This window comes from Casimicrobium huifangae, assembly GCF_009746125.1.
Classification (GTDB): domain Bacteria; phylum Pseudomonadota; class Gammaproteobacteria; order Burkholderiales; family Casimicrobiaceae; genus Casimicrobium; species Casimicrobium huifangae.
The window spans coordinates 1121977-1142380 of sequence record NZ_CP041352.1 but is presented as its reverse complement, the minus strand read 5'-3'; the positions used below and the strand labels follow the sequence as shown (position 1 = coordinate 1142380).

Genomic DNA, 20404 nt, shown 5'->3' with positions numbered 1-20404 from the left:
CGTAACGGCAAGGGATCAATTATTCAGAGCCGGAGGCAAGGCGGCAAGCGGGTATGCGATGAAATGCGACTGCTTCAGACCGGCGCCGGACGAAGTCGCGACGTTGCGCCCGTGGCAAGGTCAAACGATGCGGGGCTCCGGCTGCAGCAGCACGCCAAACTTGTCGGCGACGTCGAACTGGATGGCTTGCGCCAGCCCCCACAATTGCGCACCGGTTGCGCCGCCGCGGTTGACCAATACCAGCGCATGGCGTTCCGACACGGCAGCGGGCGAATCGGTCGTGATGCCGCGCCCCTTCCAGCCGGCCTGCTCGATCAGCCAGCCTGCCGCCAGCTTGACCTGCTCTCCGGTCGCATCGGCCGGATATTGTGGCAACGCCGGGTAGCGTTCGCCCAGGGCCGCCGCTTGTGCGGCTGGCACGACTGGATTCTTGAAGAAGCTGCCGGCATTGCCCTGCACCGCCGGGTCCGGCAGTTTGCGTGATCGTATGGCAACGACAGCGCGCGCCACATCCATCGCCGTCGGTGCCGTCACTCCGATTGCCTGCAGCTCGGCTTTGACTTCGCCGTAATCGACGTGGGCGACAAAACGCCGCGACAGGCGAAAGCGCACGCGGGTGATGGCAAAGCGGTCGCGATGATCTTCGTCCGCCGCATGCTGGCCTGCCGGCGGACGTTTGAACACACTGTCACGATAGCTGAACTGGCAGTCGGCGCGGCGAAACTCTCTGGGCTCTCCGGTCGCTGTGTCGATCGCCATCACGCTGTCGCAGGTGGCCGCCATTTCGACGCCATAAGCGCCGATGTTCTGCACCGGCGCGGCGCCGACGAAACCGGGGATCAGCGACAGGTTTTCGAGGCCGGACAGCCCCTGCGCCAGGGTCCACTGCACGAATGCGTGCCAGCGCTCACCTGCCATCGCCTCCACCAGCACCGTGTTGCCTTCGTCGAAGATGACGCGCTTGCCAAGCAGGGCAAGCTGCAGCACGGGTGCTTCGATGTCATGGGTAAGCAGCAGGTTACTGCCGCCGCCGAGCAGGAAGGGTGGTGTTGCCTGCCCCGCAGCGCTGCACCAGCGCATCAGGTCCTGTTCGCTCGAAACAACGGCGAACTGCCGCGCCAGCGCGGCGACGCCGAACGTGTTGAACGAGTTGAGCGGAAAGTCCCGGAGAAAATGCATCAGGGCTTGAGCCCCGGCGGAATGCCATTGGGGAACGCCTTGGCGAGCCTGGCGTTGATTTCCTCGATACGATGCGGCGGGCTTGGATGCGAGCTCTGGAATTCCGGCGTGCGTGAGCCGCCGGAGGCCTTTTCGAGAATCTGCATCACGCGGATCATGGCACGCGGGTCATAGCCGGCCTCGCTCATCAGGCGCAGGCCAAGGGCATCGGCTTCGATCTCGTCGCTGCGGCCGTAACTGAGCATGGTCATCTGGCTGACCGTTTGCGCAATCTGCGTCGCGCTCATCGAGCCCGATCCCATCGCAAACGCGCCAGTGAGCCCTTGCGCCAACTGATCCTTGGCGATGTGCTCGGCGCTATGCCGCGCCAGTACGTGCCCGACTTCATGGCCGAGAACGCCGGCAAGCTGACCCTCAGTCTCCAGCCGCGACAGCAGCGCCATGGTGATGAACACCTGGCCGCCGGGCAGCGCGAAGGCGTTGACGGTGCGCGGATCAGCCAGCGTGTGAAACTTGAACGGATAGCCCGATTTGGCAGCAACCGACTGCGCGACCACCTTCGCACCGACCTGCGACACCAGCGCCCGCGCCCGCGCATCCTGCGTAATGCCGCCCATCTGCGCCGCCATCTGCGGGGCCGACTGCAGGCCCATGGCGACCTCATCCTTCTGGCTCATGCCACCGATGTGCTGCTTCTCGCCGGTGATCGGATTGATCGACGACGAGCCGAAGTACGACAGCAGCGAGAAGGCCGCGACGATGGCGGCAATGACGAGCTGAACCTTGTTCACGGACGATCCTCCCGGTTTTGCCTGCTGCTAGTCGCGGTAGATCGAGCGGCGATCACGTTCCAGCGATTCGTAAATGCCACCGCACAAGGCACCAAACAGCACATGCATGCCCACCATGAACCAGCTCCGGTAGTAGTAGAACTCGGCGAAAAAACGGCTCATCGTGTAAGTGTTGATGGCGTAGAGCGCCAGGCCGAACAGCGCACCGCCAATCACCCCCACCCAGAAACCCCAGCGATGCAGCGTGAATGAAATGATGAAGGCAAACACGAGCCCGAGCAGCAGATGTACAGCCACACCAACGGCCAATGCCTCCGAATTGTTGACCAGCTCGCGGTCCAGCGCGTCTCGCCCAAGGGCCACGGTGGCCAGCAGGCGCGGCAGCCCCATCGCGTTGTCATGCAGAAACTGCAGCACGCCCATGCCGACAGCCAGACTGATGATCGCGGCGAGCAACCCCGCAATTGTGGCGGCGCGTTTGTCCATGCGGCGTGGGTTCCTTTCGTTGCGAGAAATGGCGGTGGTGCGGGCGGGCGTGCCCGGCCGGCCGCACCGATTGTAAGCTCGCTGCGCGCCCCCAGACTAAGGGAACACAACGGCGACAAATAGATCATGAACCTCGGGAGTTTGTTGATGGGACTGTTCGGAAAATCCACTGCCATGGTGAACGCGGCCTCCGCGCTGCCCGGCCGCAACACAACGATGCCGGTGCCGGCAACTCACTACGAGAACGGTCATCGCATCGTGCCGCCGTTTCCGGACGGCATGCAACTCGCGCAGTTTGCGATGGGTTGCTTCTGGGGCGCCGAGCGGGCGTTTTGGGGGCTGCCGGGTGTGTATTCCACGGCGGTGGGTTATGCCGGCGGCTACACGCCGAACCCGACCTATCAAGAGGTTTGCAGCGGGCAAACCGGGCACACCGAGATGGTGCTGGTGGTCTATGACCCCGCACAGGTCAGCTACGGCGAATTGCTGAAGACTTTCTGGGAGGCGCACGACCCGACTCAGGGCATGCGGCAGGGCAACGACATCGGCAGCCAGTACCGCTCGGCGATTTACTGTTACAGCGGCGAACAACGCGCCCAGGCCGACGCCACGCGCGAGCAGTTCCAGGTGGCGCTGGCAAAGCGCGGATACGGCGCAATCACCACCGAAATCCGCGGCGGCAAGCCCGGTGACGAGACGCCACCCTTCTACTACGCCGAGGAATACCACCAGCAATATCTGGCGAAAAACCCGGGCGGGTACTGCGGCCTGGCCGGGACCGGCGCGAGCTGTGCGCTGCCGACCGGTGTGACAGCGGGAAGTTGACGGCTGCAGAGCAGTGGCGCCGGCCGAGTTGACGCCGTCCCGCTGCATTGGCTTTTTTCGTTAAGCCTCAACCGATCAGGGCTGGCAGCAATAAAGAACGCAAAGTCGATAGTTGCTCGTTTTCGCCTGAAAGCCCAGATCGGACGCCATTTCAAGCAAAAGCTGATCAAAAAAATGAACTGCCGGCAACGCCGCGGCGAGGCGCGTCACCGGTCAGTGTTTGTCGCTGCGGGCGATTGCCAGCAGGCGATCAACCTCAGCGTGGTGATGGGTCAGGTTGAACTGATGGCGGCGACGAACCAGGTACATCATGCCGGCGACCAGCAGGCCGAATAGCGTGATCGCCGTGTAGGCCGACAGGCCCAGCGCGGTCATCCCGGCGTAAAACCCGCCAAACGCCAGAATCGCCGTCTGCTCATTGAAGTTCTGCACCGCGATTGAGCGCCCAGCCCCCATCAGCATGTGGCCACGATGCTGTAACAGCGCGTTCATCGGCACCACCAGATAGCCACCCAGCGCGCCAAGCAGGATCAGGAACGGCACCGCTACCCAGAGGTGATTGATGAACACCATCAGGATCACCACGAGGCCCATGCCAATGCCCAGCGGAATGACGTTGGTGGCGCGGTCGAGTGTCATCTTCACTGACGCGTACACCGCGCCGACTGCAGTGCCAATGGCCACGACGCCCTGCAGCGCCGACGCCTGGCTGGTGCTGTAGGCCATCGCGGCTGCCGCCCAGGCCAGCACGATGTACTTGAGGTTGGCGCCGGCGCCCCAGAACAGCGTGGTCGTTGCCAGCGAGATTTGGCCCAGCTTGTCGCGCCACAGGCGGGCGTTGCAGGTCCAGAACTCGGGCAGCAAATGACGCAGGTCGGGCATCGGCTGCATGGCCACGCCGGTGTGCGGAATGCGCATGTTGAACACCGCCGCAATCACGTAGACAAAGATCAGGCAGGCCAGCGCCGCCTCCGGTGCCGTCGCGATGTCGAATTCGATGAACGGCACGTCGATATCGAGCAGCCAGTCGCCGACCCGATTGCCCACCAGCGCGCCGCCAAGCACCACGCCCAGAATGATCGACGCGATGGTCAGGCCCTCAATCCAGCCGTTGGCCTTGACCAGTTGTGATGGCGGCAGCAATTCGGTCAGGATGCCGTATTTCGCTGGCGAGTACGCCGCAGCACCAAGACCAACGATGGCGTACGACATCAGCGGATGGGTGCCAAACAGCATCAGCAGGCAGCCAACCACCTTGATGGCGTTCGACACCAGCATCACTTTGCCCTTCGGAAAGCGGTCGGCAAAGGCGCCAACAAACGGTGCCAGCACCACGTAGAACAGCGCGAACAGCGGCACCAGCGCCGCGCGCTGCCACTCCGGTGCACCGTCATAACGGAGCAGTTCGACAGCGGCAACAAATAGCGCGTTATCGGCCAGCGAGCTGAAAAACTGCGCCGCCATGATCGTGTAAAAACCGCGCTGCATGCGCTACCGGACTCCTTCAATTCCGTCCGCCGCGTCAACCGGAACGGCACCTCCCGCCGCCCGGCGCGTCAAGTTTCAACACTTGATCTGGATCGCCGCAAACTCCGGCGCGGAGAGTAGCATAGGACACCTGTTTGTTTGATGAAGCCGGCACAGCGAGCGACCACTCACTGCGCGCCAGCGAACCAGGACCGAATCCCGCATGCCACGCCCGATCGTCGCCACCATCGACCGCGCCGCCCTCAGTCACAACCTCGATGTCGCGCGATCGCTGACAACAGGCGCCCGTACCTGGGCGGTGGTGAAGGCGGACGCTTATGGACACGGCGTGCTCACTGCCGCAAGCGCCTTTGCCGACGCCGACGGTCTGGCGCTGATTGAAATCGAAAACGCCATCCGGCTACGCGAAAGCGGCTGGAAGAAGCCGATCCTTTTGCTCGAAGGCTGCTTTTCCTCCCTCGACTGGCATGCTGCCGGCGAGCATCGACTGAGTGTCGTTATTCATAGCGACGAGCAACTGAGCGAATTCGAAGCGACACCGCTCGCGCGCAAGCTTGACGTCTTCCTGAAATTCAATACCGGCATGAACCGGCTGGGCTTTCGCATTGAGCGGGCGCGCGACGTTGCCGCCCGCGCCGAACAATACGAAGGCACCGGCGAGATCACGCTGATGACCCACTTCGCCTGCGCGGACGAGCCAGACGGTCATCTGGACGCCTTGGCCCGCTTCAACGCGGCGACCGCGGATCTGCGGTACGCCCGCTCGCTGGCCAACTCCGCCGCCTGCTTCGACTTCGGTCGCGTCGGCGCGGGCGGCAGCGCCGGCACCGCGCAGCAGGATTGGGTCCGGCCCGGCATCATGCTCTACGGCGCCACGCCGTTCAGCCACGCCAGTCGTAGCGCGATGTCGCTGCAACTCAAGGCAGCGATGACGGTGACCACCGAGGTGATTGCCATCCAGTCGCTCCAGCCTGGCGAGCGAGTCGGCTACGGTGCCGCCTACACCGCGAAGCGCAACGAACGGATCGCGGTCATCGCGTGTGGCTACGCCGACGGCTACCCGCGCCAAGCGCCCAGTGGCACACCGGTGTTGGTGGACGGCCAGCGCGCGCCCATCGCCGGTCGGGTGTCGATGGACAAGATCACGGTGGACGTCACCGACGTGCCGCTGGCCCGCGTCGGCAGCCAGGTGCAACTTTGGGGCGACCGCCTGGCGGTGGACGAAGTTGCCAACGCCGCCGGGACCATCGGCTACGAACTGCTGACTGCGATCGCCGCCCGGGTGCCGCGACGGATTGTTTGACGCGGCGCAAGCCCGCGTCAGAGCGGCAATTCAGGATTGTCAACGCCCGCTACAATCCATGCGTTTAAGCGGCGCACTGTAGCTGGCGGTGTTTTGCTGCGATTTCGCTTTCCCAGCTGATTAACCGTCAACCCGGATCGCTAGCACCGGGCTCACACGAGAGGACCATTCGTATCATGAAGAAGATCTTTGCTCTGCTCGCAGGCTTTCTGCTCGCAGGCGCTGCGTTCGCCGCAGTTAACATCAACACGGCCACCAAGGACGAGCTGGACAAGATCCCCGGCGTCGGCCCGGTTCGCGCTCAGGCGATCGTTGACTATCGCACCAAGAACGGCCCGTTCAAGTCGGCTGACGACCTGAAAAAGGTGGACGGCATCGGCGACAAGAATTTCCTCGACATGAAGGACAAGATCGCCACGTCCGGCCCGACCAAGATCGATTGGGACACCGGCGCCAAGAAAGAAGCTCCGAAAGCTGACGCAGGCAAGAAAGAAGATCCGAAAGCTGCCGCTGGCGCCAAGGAAGCCCCGAAAGCCGATGCCGGCAAGAAAGATGCTCCGAAAGCTGACGCCAAGGCCGCCGCTCCTGCAGCAGCCGCTCCGGCCGCCGCCAAGGAAGCTCCCAAGGCAGACGCCAAGAAGGAAGAGCCGAAGAAAGACGCCGCCAAGCCGATGAGCAAGGAAGAAAAAGCCGCAGCTGACAAAGCGAAGAAAGAAGCCGACAAGAAAGCCAAGGCCGAAGAAAAGGCCAAGAAAGAAGCCGACAAGAAGGCCAAAGCTGAAGAAGCCAAGAAGAAGAAAGAAGAAGCTGCCAAGGCAAAGAAGGAAGCTGAAGCCAAGAAAAAGGCTGATGCTGCCAAGGCAAAAGAAGCCCCGGCCAAGGATGCCAAGAAAGATGCACCGAAAGCCGACGCTCCGAAGGCTGAAGCCAAAAAAGACGAGCCGAAGAAGTAATCCTTCGCTCTTGCTAAAAAACCCCGCTGCGGCGGGGTTTTTCTTTGGCGCGGGATAATCCATGAAACCGAGGACGAAAGACGAATGACGAGTGACGAATCGCATCGCCACCGTCAGCCATGCGTCTTTGATCCTTGATCTTCGTCACTCGTCATCCGTCATTCGTCATTCGTCATGCACCAGCCCTACCCCACCATCGACACCACCATCGGCAACACGCCGCTCGTCCGCCTGCAACGGCTGCCAAAGCTGTTCGGCGTTCCGGATAGCACGGTGATCCTTGGCAAGCTGGAGGGCAACAACCCCGCCGGCAGCGTGAAGGACCGACCGGCGTATTCGATGATCGTGCAGGCAGAGAAGCGCGGCACCATCAAGCCCGGCGACACGCTGATTGAGGCGACGTCCGGCAACACCGGCATCGCGCTCGCGATGGTCGCGGCGATGCGCGGCTACAAGATGGTGCTGATCATGCCGGAGAATCAGTCACTGGAGCGACGTCAGGCGATGAAGGCCTATGGCGCCGAGCTGATCCTGGTGTCGAAAGAGAAAGGCATCGAAGGTGCCCGTGATCTCGCCGTTGAAATGCAGCAGCAGGGCAAGGGACTGGTGCTGGACCAGTTCGCCAACCCCGACAACCCGCTGGCTCACTACACCGGCACCGGCCCCGAGATTTGGCAGCAGACGGCAGGTCGTATCACGCACTTCGTGAGTGCGATGGGCACCACCGGCACCATCACCGGTATCTCGAATTACCTGAAAGAGCAGAACGAGAATATCGTGATCGTCGGCGCGCAGCCGACCGATGGCTCCAGCATTGCTGGCATCCGCAAATGGCCTGAGGCGTACCGCCCGGCGATCTTCAAGCAGGCGCGCGTGGATCGCGTCGAGGAGGTGTCGCAGGCTGACGCCGAGGAAATGGCACGCCGCATGGCGGTGGAAGAAGGCATCTTTTGCGGCATCAGCGCCGCAGGCGCGCTGGCGATCACGCTGCGACTGGCGAAGGGCGTGGAGAACGCAACCTTTGTTTTCATTGTGTGTGATCGCGGTGACCGTTACCTGTCTACGGGCGTGTTTCCGGGTTAGGCGCAACCCCTCCGCCGCTTCGCGGCACCTCCCCTACTTCGCAGGGGAGGCTCTCTGGCAAGCCGCTCCTACAATGCTCGTATGCTCCCAACGCTAGTCTTCGACATCGAATCCATTCCGGATATCAACGGAATACGTCGTCTGCATGACCTGCCCACCAGCCTGAGCGATGACGAGGTCGGGCTCTGGGCGTTCGCGCAGCAGCGGCAGAAAAACGGCAGCGAGTTTCTGCCGCATCACCTGCAGCGCGTCTGCGCCATCTCCTGCGTGATGCGCGAGGGCTCCGACAAGATCGCTGTTTGGACGCTGGGTGAGGCAAGCGACGATGAACCCACCATCATCCAGAAATTCTTTGAGCTGATTGAACGCAAGACGCCACAACTGGTGAGCTGGAACGGCGGTGGCTTCGATCTGCCGGTGCTGATGCAGCGCGGTCTGATCACCGGCGTCACCGCGTCGCGCTTTCTGGAAACTGGCGCCAACGACCGCGCGTTCAATTTCGATCACTACCTGAACCGCTACAAGGAGCGCCATCTCGACCTGATGGACTTCCTCGCCATGTATCAGGCGCGCGCCAACGCACCGCTCGACACGATGGCCAAGCTCTGTGGCTTCCCCGGCAAGCTCGGCATGGACGGTAGCCAGGTGTGGCCGGCATATCAGCGTGGCGAGATCGCGGAAATTCGCGCCTATTGCGAGACCGACGCGGCCAATACCTACCTGCTGTTCCTGCGCTTCCTCGCCATGCGCGGCGAGCTGACGCGCGATGAATACGACGCCGAGCTGAAGCTGCTGCGCGACAAGCTCGGCACCACACCCGGCGATCACTGGCAGGAATATCTCGCTGCGTGGCCGACGACGTGAGCACTGGAACCATCGATTGGCTCACGCCCGCCACACGCATGCCGTGGCCAGTACAGGTGCCGTTCCGCATGCGTCCAAATCTGGAAAAACTGGATGCGGCATCGCCTGCGCTTCTGATTCGTGACGAACTGTTCGACGTGTATCAACGCGAACGTGCCAAGGTCATCGCGGCACATGGCGATCGCGCAGCAGTGGGTGACGCGAACGAAGACGTACTCGAAGCGATTAGGGGATTGGCCCCCTCCCCCCCGGTGGGGGAGGGTCGGGGAGAGGGGGACGGCGGCGTCCCAGTAACGGTGACTCCAGCTCACCGCACCCCCTCTCCCCCAGCCCCTCTCCCACGAGGGGAGAGGGGAACAGACGCGGCGCTCTCGCTGCAGGAAGACTTCGTCATCCTAAAGGCGACCGACGGCAGCCTGCGCACCGAATTCCTCTCCGTCTGCTTCCCCTCCCGCTGGGACCCGCGCGAGAAGCTGAGTCTCGATTTCATGGCGATTCACCAGCCGGTGGCGGACAACGCGATGCTGCAGGCCGCCGGGCCGAACCTGATGGCGATGGCCTTCATGAAGCAGCCAATGCTGCGCCACGTCTGGCTGATCGTGCCGAATCCGGCCCTTGACCAGCACCCCGAGAACAACGCGGCGTGGTGGCGCGAAGCGCTTGCTGATCCTGCCCCATTGCTGCCGCGGCTGTACTTCCGCATCGAACGGCAGACAACGTGGCCGCTGCCGCAGTTCGAACGTGCCGTGTTCTTCATCCGCCTGCTGATGAGCCCGCTGCTCCACGTGCTGCGGGCCGCACCGGGCCGTGCGGCAGAGCTTGCCGCCTCACTGCGCTCGATGACGCCGGCTATCGTTGCCTATCGGGGTATGACCGACGCGCTGCCTCGAGTGCTGGCGGAACTGGACCAACTCGCATGAATCCTTATCAATGCATGTCTCCCCTGCGCGGCAGGGGAGATGTCGGCGCAGCTGACAGAGGGGTCATTTGCGTTGGCTTGGCACGTTACCCCTCCGGCGCTGCGCGCCACCTCCCCTGCTTTGCAGGAGAGGCTTTCGAACATGCGGCGCCATCCGCCACGGATTGCTGCCATGCGTGACACCAAAGCACCCACCGCCCCCCACCGGGCCCGCAAGCGCTTCGGGCAAAACTTTCTGGTGGATCGCCACTACATCCTGCGCATTGTCGATGCCATCGACCCGCGCCCCGAGCAGCGCATCGTCGAGATCGGGCCCGGTCAGGCGGCGCTGACGCGTGAACTGCTGGCCGCGATGGATGCACACTGCGCCACGGGACAAGCGGCGAGCCTTGACGTGGTGGAAATAGACCGCGACCTCGTCGCCCGCCTCACCGCCGAATTCCCGAGGGACCGTTTGCGCGTACACGAGGCTGATGCGCTCGAATTCGATTTCGCAACGCTGGCAGCGGACGCGAAGCTGCGTGTGGTGGGTAACCTGCCGTACAACATCTCCACACCCATCCTGTTTCGCCTTTGCGAGTTTGAGGATCGCATCAGCGACATGACATTCATGCTGCAGAAGGAAGTGGTGGACCGCATGGCGGCGAGCGAAGGCAGCGGCGAGCGCGGACGGCTGTCGGTGATGCTGCAATACCGCTATCGCGTGGAAAAGTGCTTCGACGTGCCACCCGGCGCATTCCGCCCGATTCCGGCGGTGGATTCGTCGATCGTTCGCCTCACGCCGCTCGGCAGTAAGAGGCTACGACCGAACAACGAAACCCGCTTCGCGCAGATCGTCACCGCCGCCTTCACCCAACGACGCAAGATGATCCGCAAGAGTCTCGCCGCGTGGGTCAGTGCCGACGCGTGGACTGCCATCGGTATCGAACCAACGGCCCGCGCAGAGGATTTATCGACCGCCGAGTTCGTTGCGATCAGTGACTGGCGTGAAGGGTCGTCGCCCTGAGCAGCGCAGCGCGTCAAGGTATTTGTTCATCGAACCAACGTTTTGGAGCGCGCCTGCGGCGGACTGGTGCAGGACTCCTGACGCGCTTCGCCTCTCCGGAACACCGCGTGGCACCCTACGACTCTAGGAGGTCATCACTGTTACTAGCACCGCAGCCAGCGCAACAAGCGAAAGAACGCCCCCCAAGAACCAAGCTAGATCACGCCGAACCTGGCCAGAAGTGAAGGTGCTTGAAGCCAGCGAACCAAACACGCCGCACCACAAGGCAATCGTCGCGACACGGTAGTCCGTGGCACTGAGAAAGCGAACTTCTTCGGCGCTTACGGGAAGCCTTGTCGCCCCAGCATCGGTGGCAAGCGATCGTGCCCACGAATACACCACTAGGCAGAAAAGCGCTGTCGCAACCGCTGTGCAAAGTGCGATGGATATTCGCAGTGCGGCACCTGTGTTGGTGGCGCGCGTGTTGCAAATTATCACCACAGAAACTACAGCGACCACGCTGTGTGCGGCGAATGAACTAACGCCCATCAGTGAAGAGAAAACAAGCCCCTCTCGAAACTGCTCCGTTCGGAAAAATAGCCAAGTAGCGAAGACTAGTGAAACAACCAGGCCTGGAAGCAGGCCCTTCAGTAGGGCAAGTTTCACCGCCTCTCCCTCACCGCCTGCGCCACCGTCGCCGCATCCACATACTCCAGCTCGCTGCCAATCGGAATACCGCGCGCCAGCCGCGACACCTTGACGCCCTGGCCTTCGAGCAGTTCGGTGATGACGTGCGCGGTGACTTCGCCTTCGTTGGTGAAGTTGGTGGCGAGGATGACTTCCTTGACCGTGCCGTCGGTGGCGCGGTTGACCAGCTTTTCGAGATGAATCTGGCCGGGGCCGACGCCATCGAGCGGCGATAGGCGGCCGAGCAGCACGAAGTAGAGCCCGCTGAAGGCGCCGCTCTGCTCCAGCGTGATCTGGTCGGCTGGGGTTTCGACGACGCACAGCAGCGAGGCGTCGCGCCGTGACGAGGCGCAGACCGCGCACACCGGCGTTTCCGACAGCGTGTTGCAGCGCTCGCAATGGCCCAGCTTGTCGAGCGCGCCTTCCAGCGCTTTCGCTAGCCTCAGCGCGGCGTCGCGCTTGTGCTGCACCAGCTCAAATGCAATGCGCTGTGCCGCCCGCGGGCCGATACCGGGCAAGGCTTTCAGCGCGTCGATGAGCGCCTTGAACGAAACAGGAGCACTCATGCGCGCTCCGCGCGCAGGACGACGGGCGCGCCGCGCCCTAGGACGGCGCGCGCTTCGCTTGCTAGGACGTCGGCCTTCGGCCTAGGACGCCAAGGTTTGCCGCTAGCCCCGTCAGTTGCGGAGGGATTGGTCACGAAAGTTGGACCGCTGGCTGTTTGACTTGGATGGCCGAAAAACCGACCGCATGTCGCCCCGTGCTCGCGTCTTAGGCCAAGCGAAGCGTTGGCCGTCGTCCTAGCAAGCGAAGCGCGCGACGTCCTGGCGAGCATGGCGAGCGTCGTCCTGCCGTCTAGAACGGCAACTTCATGCCCGGCGGCAGCCCCATGCCACCGGCGAGCGAGCCCATCTTCTCCGAGGAAACTTGTTCAATCTTTTTCGCGGCATCATTGATGGCGGCGGTGATCAGATCTTCGAGCATTTCCTTGTCATCCATCACGCCGGCATCAATCTGCACACGCTTGCAGTCGTGCTTGCCGGTCATGGTGATCTTGACCATGCCAGCACCAGCCTGGCCCTCAACTTCCATGCGCTGGATTTCTTCCTGCGCCTTTTTCAGGTTTTCCTGCATGCGCTGCGCCTGCTGCATGAGGCCAGCCATTCCACCTTTACCTAGCATTTGTTTCTCCGAAAAAAGGACGAGTTAGCAATGACGAGTGACGAAAGGTGCATCTGAAATGCGATGACGCCACCTCTGCTTTTCGTCACTCGTCACTCGTCATGACTCAGTAGCCTGAATGCTACCCGCGCGCACGCGGCCGCCGCCTTCGCTGAGCAGCACCTGCACCGCCGGGTCCGCCATGAAGGCGGCCTCGGCGGCGGCCTGCTTTTCGTCACGCACACGGTTGTCACGCACCGCGACCGATTCGCCGACGTTGTCCGTCAATTCGATTTCGATCTTCACGGCGCGGCCGAAATACTCGCTGAGCGTGCCAGCGAGGCGCTCCTTCTGCGTCGCCAGAGGCCGCTTGTCCTGTGGCAATGCGAGCTTGAACAGGCCCTTGTCCCAGCTCGCCAGCACGCTGTGCCGCGCCAGCTCGCGCGCCATCGCAGCAAGTGGCAGCAGGCTCACCAGCTTGAGCCAGTCACCGTCGAAGTCGCGCCGAGGCGCGGCGTCGCTGCCCGACGGGATGGGAGAGCCTGTCGACGTCACTTGAGCGGAAGCCTGGGTTGCGTCGACGGTGCGCGTTACTCCCTCCCCGCCGGTGGGGGAGGGTTGGGGAGAGGGGGACGGCGCCGAGGCGTGCGACGCTGGATAAGGCGAAGCACCAGCCCCCTCTCCCGCAACCCCTCTCCCACGAGGGGCGAGGGGAGTTTCGGTCCGTGCAACATTTGCCGGCGTCGCCTCGCGCACGGGCTCCGCACCATTCGACGGCGCAAACGCCAGCAAGCGCAAGAACGTCATCATCAGCGCCGTCTGCTCGTCGGGTGCAAGGCGCAGATCGTCGCGACCGTGCAGCGCGATCTGGTAGTAGAGCTGCACTTCTTCCGCGCTCAAAGCTTGCGAAAGGCGCTGAATTTGCGCGGCATCCGGGTCAGCCGCATCCACGCTCGCCTGTACCGGTTGCGCGAGGGCGATGCGCTGCAACGCACGGGCGAGCTGGGCCAGCGCGTCGTCCGCTGCGAGCCCGTGCTCGAAGCAGCGCTCGACCTCGGCGTTTAGCGCCGCCGCGTCGCGCGCAACGACGGCATCCAGCACACGCCACACAAAATCGCGATCCACGTTGCCGAGCATCTGGCGCACCTGCTGCTCGTCTACCTTGCCGTGCCCGAACGCAATGGCCTGGTCTGTGATTGAGAGCGCATCGCGCATTGAGCCCTGCGCTGCCTCACCGATCAGGCGCAAAGCGGGCGCGTCAAACGGCACCTGCTCAGCCGAGAGCACCTTGTGCAACTGCTCCGCCACACGTTCGGGCGGGAACTGCTTCAGCGCGAACTGCAGACAGCGCGACAGCACCGTCACCGGGATCTTCTGTGGGTCCGTCGTCGCCAGTACAAACTTGACGTGCTCCGGCGGCTCTTCCAGCGTCTTCAGCATTGAGTTGAAGGCGCTCTTGGACAGCATGTGCACCTCGTCAATCAGGTACACCTTGTAGCGGCCGGCCGTGGGCGCATAACGCGCGTTGTCGATGATCTCGCGCATGTTGTCGACGCCGGTGTTCGACGCAGCATCAAGCTCGATGAGATCGGGAAAGCGTCCGGCATCGATGTCCTGGCAAGTCTGGCAGACGCCACAAGGCGTCGCAGTAACGCCAGTTTCGCAATTCAGAGTTTTCGCAAGGATCCGCGCGATGGTCGTCTTGCCCACGCCGCGCGTGCCGGTGAGCAGATACGCCTGATGCAGCCGCCCGGTTTCCAGTGCATGCGACAGCGCGCGCACCACGTGCTCCTGCCCCATCAACTCGGAGAAATTGCGCGGGCGATATTTGCGGGCTAGGGCGAGAGAGGCGGACACTTGGCTACTGGCTCCAAACGTGCGGGGAGAGCTGATCGAACCAAATGTCAGCGTTCGCAGACGGGATGGAGTGCAAGGCGAATTTTTGGCGGGACACGAGACATATCTGACGCGATAGGCGAGTGGCCCGCCAAAAATTCAACGCCGCAATCCGCCCGTATGCGGACGCCGGAGAAAGAGGTGGTGAGCCGTTCCCCCGGCACTGCCTACACCGCTGTGGCTGCTTCCTTCCGGACCTGACCAGATTCACGGCTTGAACATGCGGGGCGACCCACCACCTCCAATTATAGTTGCCCGGAGATTTTGCAAGCCGCACGTACCGATTGCCAGCCCCTATACTCGCGGGCCACGCGTCGAGTGCGCAACGGGAAGTTCGTACACGAGACATGTCCTTTTTCCGCATCATTCTGGCCGTCCTGGCTGCTGCTGCTGCGCTGGTGCTGCCGTTCAAGCTGGTGAACTGGGCCGAGACGCGGCCGCTGAGCGGCAGCCTGCGCACGCCAGCCGACCCCAATGCCCTGCGCGCTGGTGTGATGGTGCATCCAACGATCTATTACGTTGACCCGAATGGCGAGGCTGCCGGGCTCGAATACGACCTGATCAGTGCATTTGCACAAACGCAACACCGCTCGATTGCGCTGAAGACCTACCCCACGCCCGACGCAGCACGGCTGGCGCTCATGCGCGGCGAGATTGACGTGGTAACGATGGGAGTTTCGGCCGATGGCATGAGCGCCACCGAGGTCGCGACCAGGGCGCGCTACCAGGAGAGCGGTTGGGTGCTGCTCAATTCGCCGCAGAAGTTCACCCCCAAGTCGTTTGCCGAACTGCTGCCAAAACGCGTGGTGGTCAGCTCGCGGATTTTTTCGCACCCGCAGATGGCGGAAATCCGTCGCCGCAACGCTGGCATCACCTTTGTCGAAGACGAGCGCCACGACGACGAGGCCCTGATCGCGGCCGTTGGTGATGATGACGTGCAGTACGCCATCGTCGAGGAGGACACCTTCAACGCGAGCCGGCATTTCCACTACGATGCGCAACGCGCATTCACTGTTCAGCCGGCGCTATCGCGCGTCTGGCTGTTTGCACACAAGGACATGAAGCTGCGCGACGAGGCCGAGGCATTTCTCACACGCATCACGCGTGACGGGCAAATTGCGCGGGTGCTTGACCGCTACTTTGGATTCCCGCAACGGGTGTCGCCGATGGACATCGACATCTTCAGCGAACGGGTGAACTCGGTGTTGCCACGCTATCGCATGTGGTTCCAGCAGGCGCAGGAGACGTATGGCATCGAATGGCGGTTACTGGCTGCGGTGTCGTATCAGGAATCACACTGGAACGCGGATGCAACGTCGCCCACCGGTGTCCGTGGCATCATGCAGTTCACCGAGGACACCGCGAAGCGCTACAACGTTGACCGGCTCGACCCGCGATCATCAATTCTCGGTGGTGCCCGCTATCTCTCGGAACTCAAGCGCGACGGCCTTGCTGCGCGCATCCAGGAGCCGGACAAAACCTGGCTGGCGCTGGCGGCCTACAACATCGGCCTCGGTCACATCGAAAACGCCCGTATCCTGACCCAGCGCGCAAAGAAGAACCCGGACATGTGGCCCGACGTGCGCCGCCACCTGCCGATGCTTGCCAAGCCCGATGTCGCCGCCCAGTTCAAGCTGGGCCCCTGCCGCTGCAACATGCCGGTCGACTACGTGGAATCCGTGCGTGCTTATTACGACGTACTGCTGCGGTTGGAACCACCTTATCAGCCCAAGTTGCGGGCCGGATAAAAGACAGAACAATAGCTGTAGCCACCTGTTGAGTTCACTACATGCCAAACTGCCATCGGGCGAGCACATCATGTCGCGTCAATCCAACGTGACTGTGAATCAACAACAGTTCGGTGGCAGTCCAGCTTATCGGTTCAACTGACTCCGGGCGCACCAGCCGGTCGTCATACAGAACAGTCATGTGCGGTACAAATTGGTCTTGCAGCAGCGCGCCAAGGAAGTGCTCACGTATCGCGTCGCGCAAAATTGTCTGCCTGAAACCGATCAATTCCACCGTTCCGCGTACACCTGACAACACCAGCGGCCGGTCAACAGGTTTGCTAGCAAAGCTCAATGCCGTGTCAAGAGAAATTACGAATGGCCGTGCCTGTATTGCATCGCCGGCGCGTTTCGCAAGTTCGATCAGCCCTGCAGGTAGGGTCTTGCCTTCGTAAAACGTGCACAAGGTCAAGTGGAGCCGGTCGGTGCGGTACACCCTGCCTCGCAGTCCATGCCGCTCCCTCAGCGACAGTGCTGTCGCTATCGACGACTCCGCGGCTCGTTCATCCGGTCGAATGGCGTAGAACAGCCGATTCTTTCGCGGGACTACCGTCTGACCTATGCCGTCGTCACCGCCAGTGCCTGGAATTGATATCTGCATACGCCCGCCAACCCGGATAGTGATGGACTCGAAGAGAATCCAATAACTGTATTTTTATACAGTAATCAGCCGGGCGTCAATACGCAATCCAGACTCGTCGCTACTCCCACTCGATGATGTCTTTTGCCTTGAAACTCCCATGAACACTAGCTTAGTCAGTCTGGTCCATTGAGCTTTGCCGTCGCTTCTAACGTGAGAAAACGAGCGCTTTTCTAGTGTGGGGATCGAGCCGCTTTGACGGGCCGCTACTCCTGCAGTTCTATCTTCAAATTTCGATAGAGGCATTCTGCGTCGATTTGACGGGCTCGATGAGACGATGCTTGATGGCGCACTCTGCAGCCCAAGCTTGCAAGACGCGCTGCACTTCCGAGACGTTCGCGCAGCCAAAATTCGCCGTCTATCGGTAGTAGCTCGCCTCGCCGAATCCGTGCTTGCGGCGCAGTTCCTTACCGCCAGCTCCACGTCCGCTTCCGCGTAAGCCCAGTGATTTGCTCATCCTTGCAGGGCTTCTAGTTCATTGTCCGTTCCCCTTCTCTCTGGTGAATCGGACTCTAGTTCAGCTCGTTGCCAACTTTCGGGGGTAGCGCAGAGTCGATGAATCCCTGCTGGTGTGAGCCACGGCAAAATCGCCCATGGCGACGCGCAGCATGTGTAGCCAGTAACTTCGACTGGCAAGAGTCGTCCCGCATCGTCACGCTGCGTCGGTCCGGCTATTTCTTGATCGTGATCTTCCCGTCTTTGATCAGAATCTTCTCGCCGCCCTTAAGTACAACGTCCCCGCCGTTGGTTTTGACAGTGCATGGTGCCGAGCCTTGAATCGATGATGCCGACGTAGTGCCTCCTCTGAATGTGACACCACTGGTCTTTGAGCCGCTGCACACGGCGTCCCACTTGTACTCTTTTGAGTCTTTGTTTTCGTAGTCAACCGTGATTGCCGCCGATGCAGAACAACACACCAGAACGGCGCCGGAAAAAGCAAAAAGCCTATGCATACTCAAACCTCCAGAAATTCAAGAATTCATTCCGCCGAATTGAAGGCCGCCGCACGCATTGACCGGCGGCGCCGCGATTGCAGCAGAAATTGATCATAGGCTGAGGCCGCTCCGCATTCACCCGGCCAGAGGTACAGGTTCACCCAACTGACCGTCACTCCCACTCAATCGTCGCCGGAGGCTTACCGGAAATGTCGTAGACGACGCGATTGAATCCGCGCACTTCGTTGATGATGCGATTCGACACTTTTGCCAGCAGCGAGTGCGGTAACTCGGCCCAGTGTGCGGTCATGAAGTCGGTGGTCTGCACGGCGCGCAGCGCGACGACGTTCTCGTAGGTGCGGCCATCACCCATCACGCCGACGCTCTTGACCGGCAGAAAAACTGCGAAGGCCTGCGCCGTGAGATCGTACCAACTGGTGCCGTCAGCATCCTTCGCAGCACGCAGCTCCTCGATGAAGATGGCATCGGCGCGGCGCAGCAAGTCGGCCGCCGGTCTTGTCACCTCACCGAGAATTCTCACGCCGAGGCCGGGACCAGGGAACGGGTGGCGGTAGACCATCTCGCGCGGCAAGCCCAACGCAACGCCAAGCTCACGCACTTCGTCCTTGAACAGTTCGCGCAGCGGTTCGAGCAGTTTGAGATTGAGCGTTTCCGGCAGGCCACCGACGTTGTGGTGTGACTTGATGGTGTGCGCCTTCTTGGTTTTGGCGCCCGCGCTCTCGATCACGTCGGGGTAGATCGTGCCCTGTGCCAGCCACTTGGCGGCGGGCAGCTTCTTCGCCTCTGCCTGGAAGACCTCGACAAACTCCCGGCCAATGATCTTGCGCTTTTGTTCGGGGTCGGCAACCCCCTTGAGATCACCCAGGAATTTCTCGCTGGCATCGACGGCGATTACCTTGACGCCGAGGTTGCGCGCGAACATATCCATCACCATCTGGCCTTCGTTGAGACGAAGCAGGCCGTGGTCAACGAACACGCAGGTGAGTTGCGGGCCAATCGCGCGGTGAATGAGCGCAGCCGCAACGCTGGAATCGACGCCGCCTGAAAGGCCAAGAATGACCTCCTCATTGCCCACCTGTTCGCGGATGCGTGCGACGGCAGTTTCGATGTAGTTAGGCATCGTCCACGTCGGCTTGGCCTTGCAGATGTCGAGGACAAAGCGTCGCAGCATGGCGGTACCCTGCTTCGTATGCGTCACCTCGGGATGGAATTGCACCGCATAGAAGCCGCGTTCCTCGTCGGCCATGCCGGCAATCGGGCAGCTTGGCGTTGACGCCATCAGCTTGAATCCCGGCGGCATTTCAGTCACTTTGTCGCCGTGACTCATCCACACGTGCAGCATGCCGTGGCCCTCCGGCGTGCGCGTGTCCTCAATGCCGTCAAACAATTTGGTGTGGCCACGTGCGCGAACTTCGGCATGACCGAATTCACGATGATCGCTGGCCTCGACGCTGCCGCCCAGCTGTACCGTCATCGTGAACATGCCGTAGCAGATGCCAAGCACCGGAACGCCTTGCTTGAACACGGCGGCGGGCGCGCGCAGATCGTGCGCCTCGTAGGTACTGGCGTGACTGCCCGACAGGATGATGCCCTCGGGGTTGTATTCACGAATGAATTCGTCGGATACGTCGTTCGGATGCAGCTCGCAGTACACGCCCATTTCACGAACGCGTCGAGCGATGAGCTGGGTAACCTGGGAGCCAAAATCGAGAATGAGAATGCCGCGTGCCATGGATTTAGGGAGAACGTTGGTAAGTCGGTCGACGATTTGCTAGGCTGAAAATGCGAAGGGGCCGCAGGGCCCCTTCAACGCACGTTACTGCTTTTTCGCGGGCGGTTGTCCTGCCCCGGCCGCTGGCGCCGCAGCCGGCGGCGCCTTGGGCGGCTCCGGAAGCTTCAAGCCCTCTTTCTTCAGGGCGGCATCAATGCGCTGCTCGACGTCAGCGGACAGCGAGTCCGCCCACTTCATCGCAGTTTGAAACGTCTCAGCGTTAACTTTCGCCTGACTGCCCAGCATCTTCTTGCCGAGTGGACTCTGGTAGAACTTGACCAGATCAGCCACTTCAGTAGCGCTGAAGGCGTTGTGATAAACGATCGTCACCTGATCGACAAGACCGCCAGCAGCATCAGCCTTGGCATTCAGTGCCGAGACGAACGCGTCGCGGGCAATGGTGAAGCCCTTATCGGGGAACTTCGGGTCCAGTTGCCGTACGCCGGGGACCCAGCTTTGAATCGTGTTGTTGGCGATTTGCTCGGGAATGGCCTTCACGCCGGTCAGTTCGAGCAGTGTCTTGATTTGCGCGCGCTTGGTTGCGGTCAACTCGTCAGCGTGCGCGCCCGAATTGGCGAGCACGAGCGCAGATACGGCGAGGAGGGAAGCCAGGAATTTCATGTTTCTACT

The 20404-nt window shown here is 61.9% G+C and carries 19 protein-coding genes and 1 other RNA gene; 8 read left to right on the top strand and 12 right to left on the bottom strand.

Annotated elements, in window-relative coordinates; translation table 11 throughout:
• Nucleotides 1-120: 120 nt before the first annotated feature.
• From murB to FKL89_RS05290, 3 genes are read right to left on the bottom strand one after another with little or no spacing between them, the layout of a single operon-like run.
• Nucleotides 121-1179: a UDP-N-acetylmuramate dehydrogenase gene (murB, locus tag FKL89_RS05300; protein WP_156861777.1), complete on the bottom strand. Its 1059-nt coding sequence runs from the start codon at nt 1177-1179 to the stop codon at nt 121-123.
• Entirely contained in the window at nt 1179-1970 is a 792-nt protein-coding gene (locus FKL89_RS05295) for a M48 family metalloprotease (RefSeq protein WP_181955219.1), read from the bottom strand. Before FKL89_RS05295 ends, murB begins: the two co-directional genes overlap by 1 nt.
• A gap of 27 nt (nt 1971-1997) precedes the next feature.
• Complete coding sequence (locus FKL89_RS05290; protein ID WP_156861776.1) at nt 1998-2456, bottom strand: hypothetical protein; 459 nt, start codon at nt 2454-2456, stop codon at nt 1998-2000.
• A gap of 147 nt (nt 2457-2603) precedes the next feature.
• Here FKL89_RS05290 and msrA point away from each other — a divergent pair, with 147 nt between their 5' ends.
• The gene (gene msrA, locus FKL89_RS05285; RefSeq protein WP_156864556.1) at nt 2604-3281 is read left to right on the top strand and encodes a peptide-methionine (S)-S-oxide reductase MsrA; all 678 of its coding nucleotides are present in this window, start codon (nt 2604-2606) and stop codon (nt 3279-3281) included.
• 213 nt (nt 3282-3494) lie between these two features.
• Here the strand turns inward: msrA and lplT are convergent, their stop codons facing one another.
• Complete coding sequence (gene lplT, locus FKL89_RS05280) at nt 3495-4769, bottom strand: lysophospholipid transporter LplT (protein WP_156861775.1); 1275 nt, start codon at nt 4767-4769, stop codon at nt 3495-3497.
• Nucleotides 4770-4971: 202 nt separating this feature from the next.
• On the opposite strand from lplT, the gene alr reads away from it, so the two are divergent.
• From alr to rsmA, 6 genes are all read left to right on the top strand, one after another.
• Nucleotides 4972-6072, top strand: a complete 1101-nt coding sequence (gene alr / locus FKL89_RS05275) for an alanine racemase (protein WP_156861774.1) — start codon at nt 4972-4974, stop codon at nt 6070-6072.
• Between the two features lie 176 nt (nt 6073-6248).
• Nucleotides 6249-7025, top strand: coding sequence for a ComEA family DNA-binding protein (locus tag FKL89_RS05270; protein WP_156861773.1), 777 nt, complete (start codon nt 6249-6251; stop codon nt 7023-7025).
• Nucleotides 7026-7199: 174 nt separating this feature from the next.
• Entirely contained in the window at nt 7200-8108 is a 909-nt protein-coding gene (cysM, locus tag FKL89_RS05265) for a cysteine synthase CysM (protein ID WP_156861772.1), read from the top strand.
• An 81-nt stretch (nt 8109-8189) separates the two neighbouring features.
• On the top strand, nt 8190-8972 hold the full coding sequence (locus FKL89_RS05260; RefSeq protein ID WP_156861771.1) for a 3'-5' exonuclease: 783 nt from the start codon (nt 8190-8192) through the stop codon (nt 8970-8972).
• Entirely contained in the window at nt 8957-9892 is a 936-nt protein-coding gene (locus FKL89_RS05255) for a heme-dependent oxidative N-demethylase subunit alpha family protein (RefSeq protein WP_156861770.1), read from the top strand. The genes FKL89_RS05260 and FKL89_RS05255 overlap by 16 nt, the downstream gene beginning before the upstream one ends.
• Nucleotides 9893-10063: 171 nt before the next feature.
• Nucleotides 10064-10897, top strand: a complete 834-nt coding sequence (rsmA, locus tag FKL89_RS05250) for a 16S rRNA (adenine(1518)-N(6)/adenine(1519)-N(6))-dimethyltransferase RsmA (protein WP_156861769.1) — start codon at nt 10064-10066, stop codon at nt 10895-10897.
• Between the two features lie 123 nt (nt 10898-11020).
• Here the strand turns inward: rsmA and FKL89_RS05245 are convergent, their stop codons facing one another.
• The 5 genes from FKL89_RS05245 to ffs form a co-directional block, all read right to left on the bottom strand.
• Entirely contained in the window at nt 11021-11542 is a 522-nt protein-coding gene (locus tag FKL89_RS05245; protein WP_156861768.1) for a hypothetical protein, read from the bottom strand.
• Nucleotides 11539-12129, bottom strand: coding sequence for a recombination mediator RecR (recR, locus tag FKL89_RS05240; RefSeq protein ID WP_156861767.1), 591 nt, complete (start codon nt 12127-12129; stop codon nt 11539-11541). The genes FKL89_RS05245 and recR overlap by 4 nt, the downstream gene beginning before the upstream one ends.
• 289 nt (nt 12130-12418) lie before the next feature.
• Nucleotides 12419-12745 carry a YbaB/EbfC family nucleoid-associated protein gene (locus FKL89_RS05235; protein ID WP_156861766.1) on the bottom strand — a complete coding sequence of 109 codons (327 nt, stop codon included), beginning with the start codon at nt 12743-12745 and terminating at the stop codon, nt 12419-12421.
• Nucleotides 12746-12844: 99 nt separating this feature from the next.
• Nucleotides 12845-14581, bottom strand: coding sequence for a DNA polymerase III subunit gamma/tau (gene dnaX, locus FKL89_RS05230; RefSeq protein WP_272953733.1), 1737 nt, complete (start codon nt 14579-14581; stop codon nt 12845-12847).
• A 179-nt stretch (nt 14582-14760) separates the two neighbouring features.
• An RNA gene (ffs, locus tag FKL89_RS05225) (signal recognition particle sRNA small type) lies at nt 14761-14857 on the bottom strand.
• Between the two features lie 110 nt (nt 14858-14967).
• Here ffs and mltF point away from each other — a divergent pair.
• On the top strand, nt 14968-16368 hold the full coding sequence (mltF, locus tag FKL89_RS05220) for a membrane-bound lytic murein transglycosylase MltF (protein ID WP_156861765.1): 1401 nt from the start codon (nt 14968-14970) through the stop codon (nt 16366-16368).
• 37 nt (nt 16369-16405) lie between these two features.
• Here the strand turns inward: mltF and FKL89_RS05215 are convergent, their stop codons facing one another.
• The 3 genes from FKL89_RS05215 to FKL89_RS05205 form a co-directional block, all read right to left on the bottom strand.
• Nucleotides 16406-16843, bottom strand: a complete 438-nt coding sequence (locus FKL89_RS05215) for a 2'-5' RNA ligase family protein (RefSeq protein WP_156861764.1) — start codon at nt 16841-16843, stop codon at nt 16406-16408.
• A gap of 1311 nt (nt 16844-18154) precedes the next feature.
• Complete coding sequence (gene guaA, locus FKL89_RS05210; RefSeq protein WP_156861763.1) at nt 18155-19735, bottom strand: glutamine-hydrolyzing GMP synthase; 1581 nt, start codon at nt 19733-19735, stop codon at nt 18155-18157.
• 84 nt (nt 19736-19819) lie between these two features.
• Entirely contained in the window at nt 19820-20395 is a 576-nt protein-coding gene (locus tag FKL89_RS05205) for a DUF2059 domain-containing protein (RefSeq protein ID WP_156861762.1), read from the bottom strand.
• Nucleotides 20396-20404 lie beyond the last annotated feature (9 nt).

Bases quoted from the DNA above. Each gene is read 5' to 3' on its own strand.
- cysM (WP_156861772.1), top strand. From the start codon at position 7,200: ATGCACCAGCCCTACCCCACCATCGACACCACCATCGGCAACACGCCG.
- alr (WP_156861774.1), top strand. From the start codon at position 4,972: ATGCCACGCCCGATCGTCGCCACCATCGACCGCGCCGCCCTCAGTCAC.
- rsmA (WP_156861769.1), top strand. From the start codon at position 10,064: ATGCGTGACACCAAAGCACCCACCGCCCCCCACCGGGCCCGCAAGCGC.
- mltF (WP_156861765.1), top strand. From the start codon at position 14,968: ATGTCCTTTTTCCGCATCATTCTGGCCGTCCTGGCTGCTGCTGCTGCG.
- FKL89_RS05270 (WP_156861773.1), top strand. From the start codon at position 6,249: ATGAAGAAGATCTTTGCTCTGCTCGCAGGCTTTCTGCTCGCAGGCGCT.
- FKL89_RS05205 (WP_156861762.1), bottom strand. From the start codon at position 20,395: ATGAAATTCCTGGCTTCCCTCCTCGCCGTATCTGCGCTCGTGCTCGCC.
- FKL89_RS05290 (WP_156861776.1), bottom strand. From the start codon at position 2,456: ATGGACAAACGCGCCGCCACAATTGCGGGGTTGCTCGCCGCGATCATC.
- FKL89_RS05260 (WP_156861771.1), top strand. From the start codon at position 8,190: ATGCTCCCAACGCTAGTCTTCGACATCGAATCCATTCCGGATATCAAC.
- msrA (WP_156864556.1), top strand. From the start codon at position 2,604: ATGGGACTGTTCGGAAAATCCACTGCCATGGTGAACGCGGCCTCCGCG.
- guaA (WP_156861763.1), bottom strand. From the start codon at position 19,735: ATGGCACGCGGCATTCTCATTCTCGATTTTGGCTCCCAGGTTACCCAG.
- lplT (WP_156861775.1), bottom strand. From the start codon at position 4,769: ATGCAGCGCGGTTTTTACACGATCATGGCGGCGCAGTTTTTCAGCTCG.
- recR (WP_156861767.1), bottom strand. From the start codon at position 12,129: ATGAGTGCTCCTGTTTCGTTCAAGGCGCTCATCGACGCGCTGAAAGCC.
- murB (WP_156861777.1), bottom strand. From the start codon at position 1,179: ATGCATTTTCTCCGGGACTTTCCGCTCAACTCGTTCAACACGTTCGGC.
- FKL89_RS05235 (WP_156861766.1), bottom strand. From the start codon at position 12,745: ATGCTAGGTAAAGGTGGAATGGCTGGCCTCATGCAGCAGGCGCAGCGC.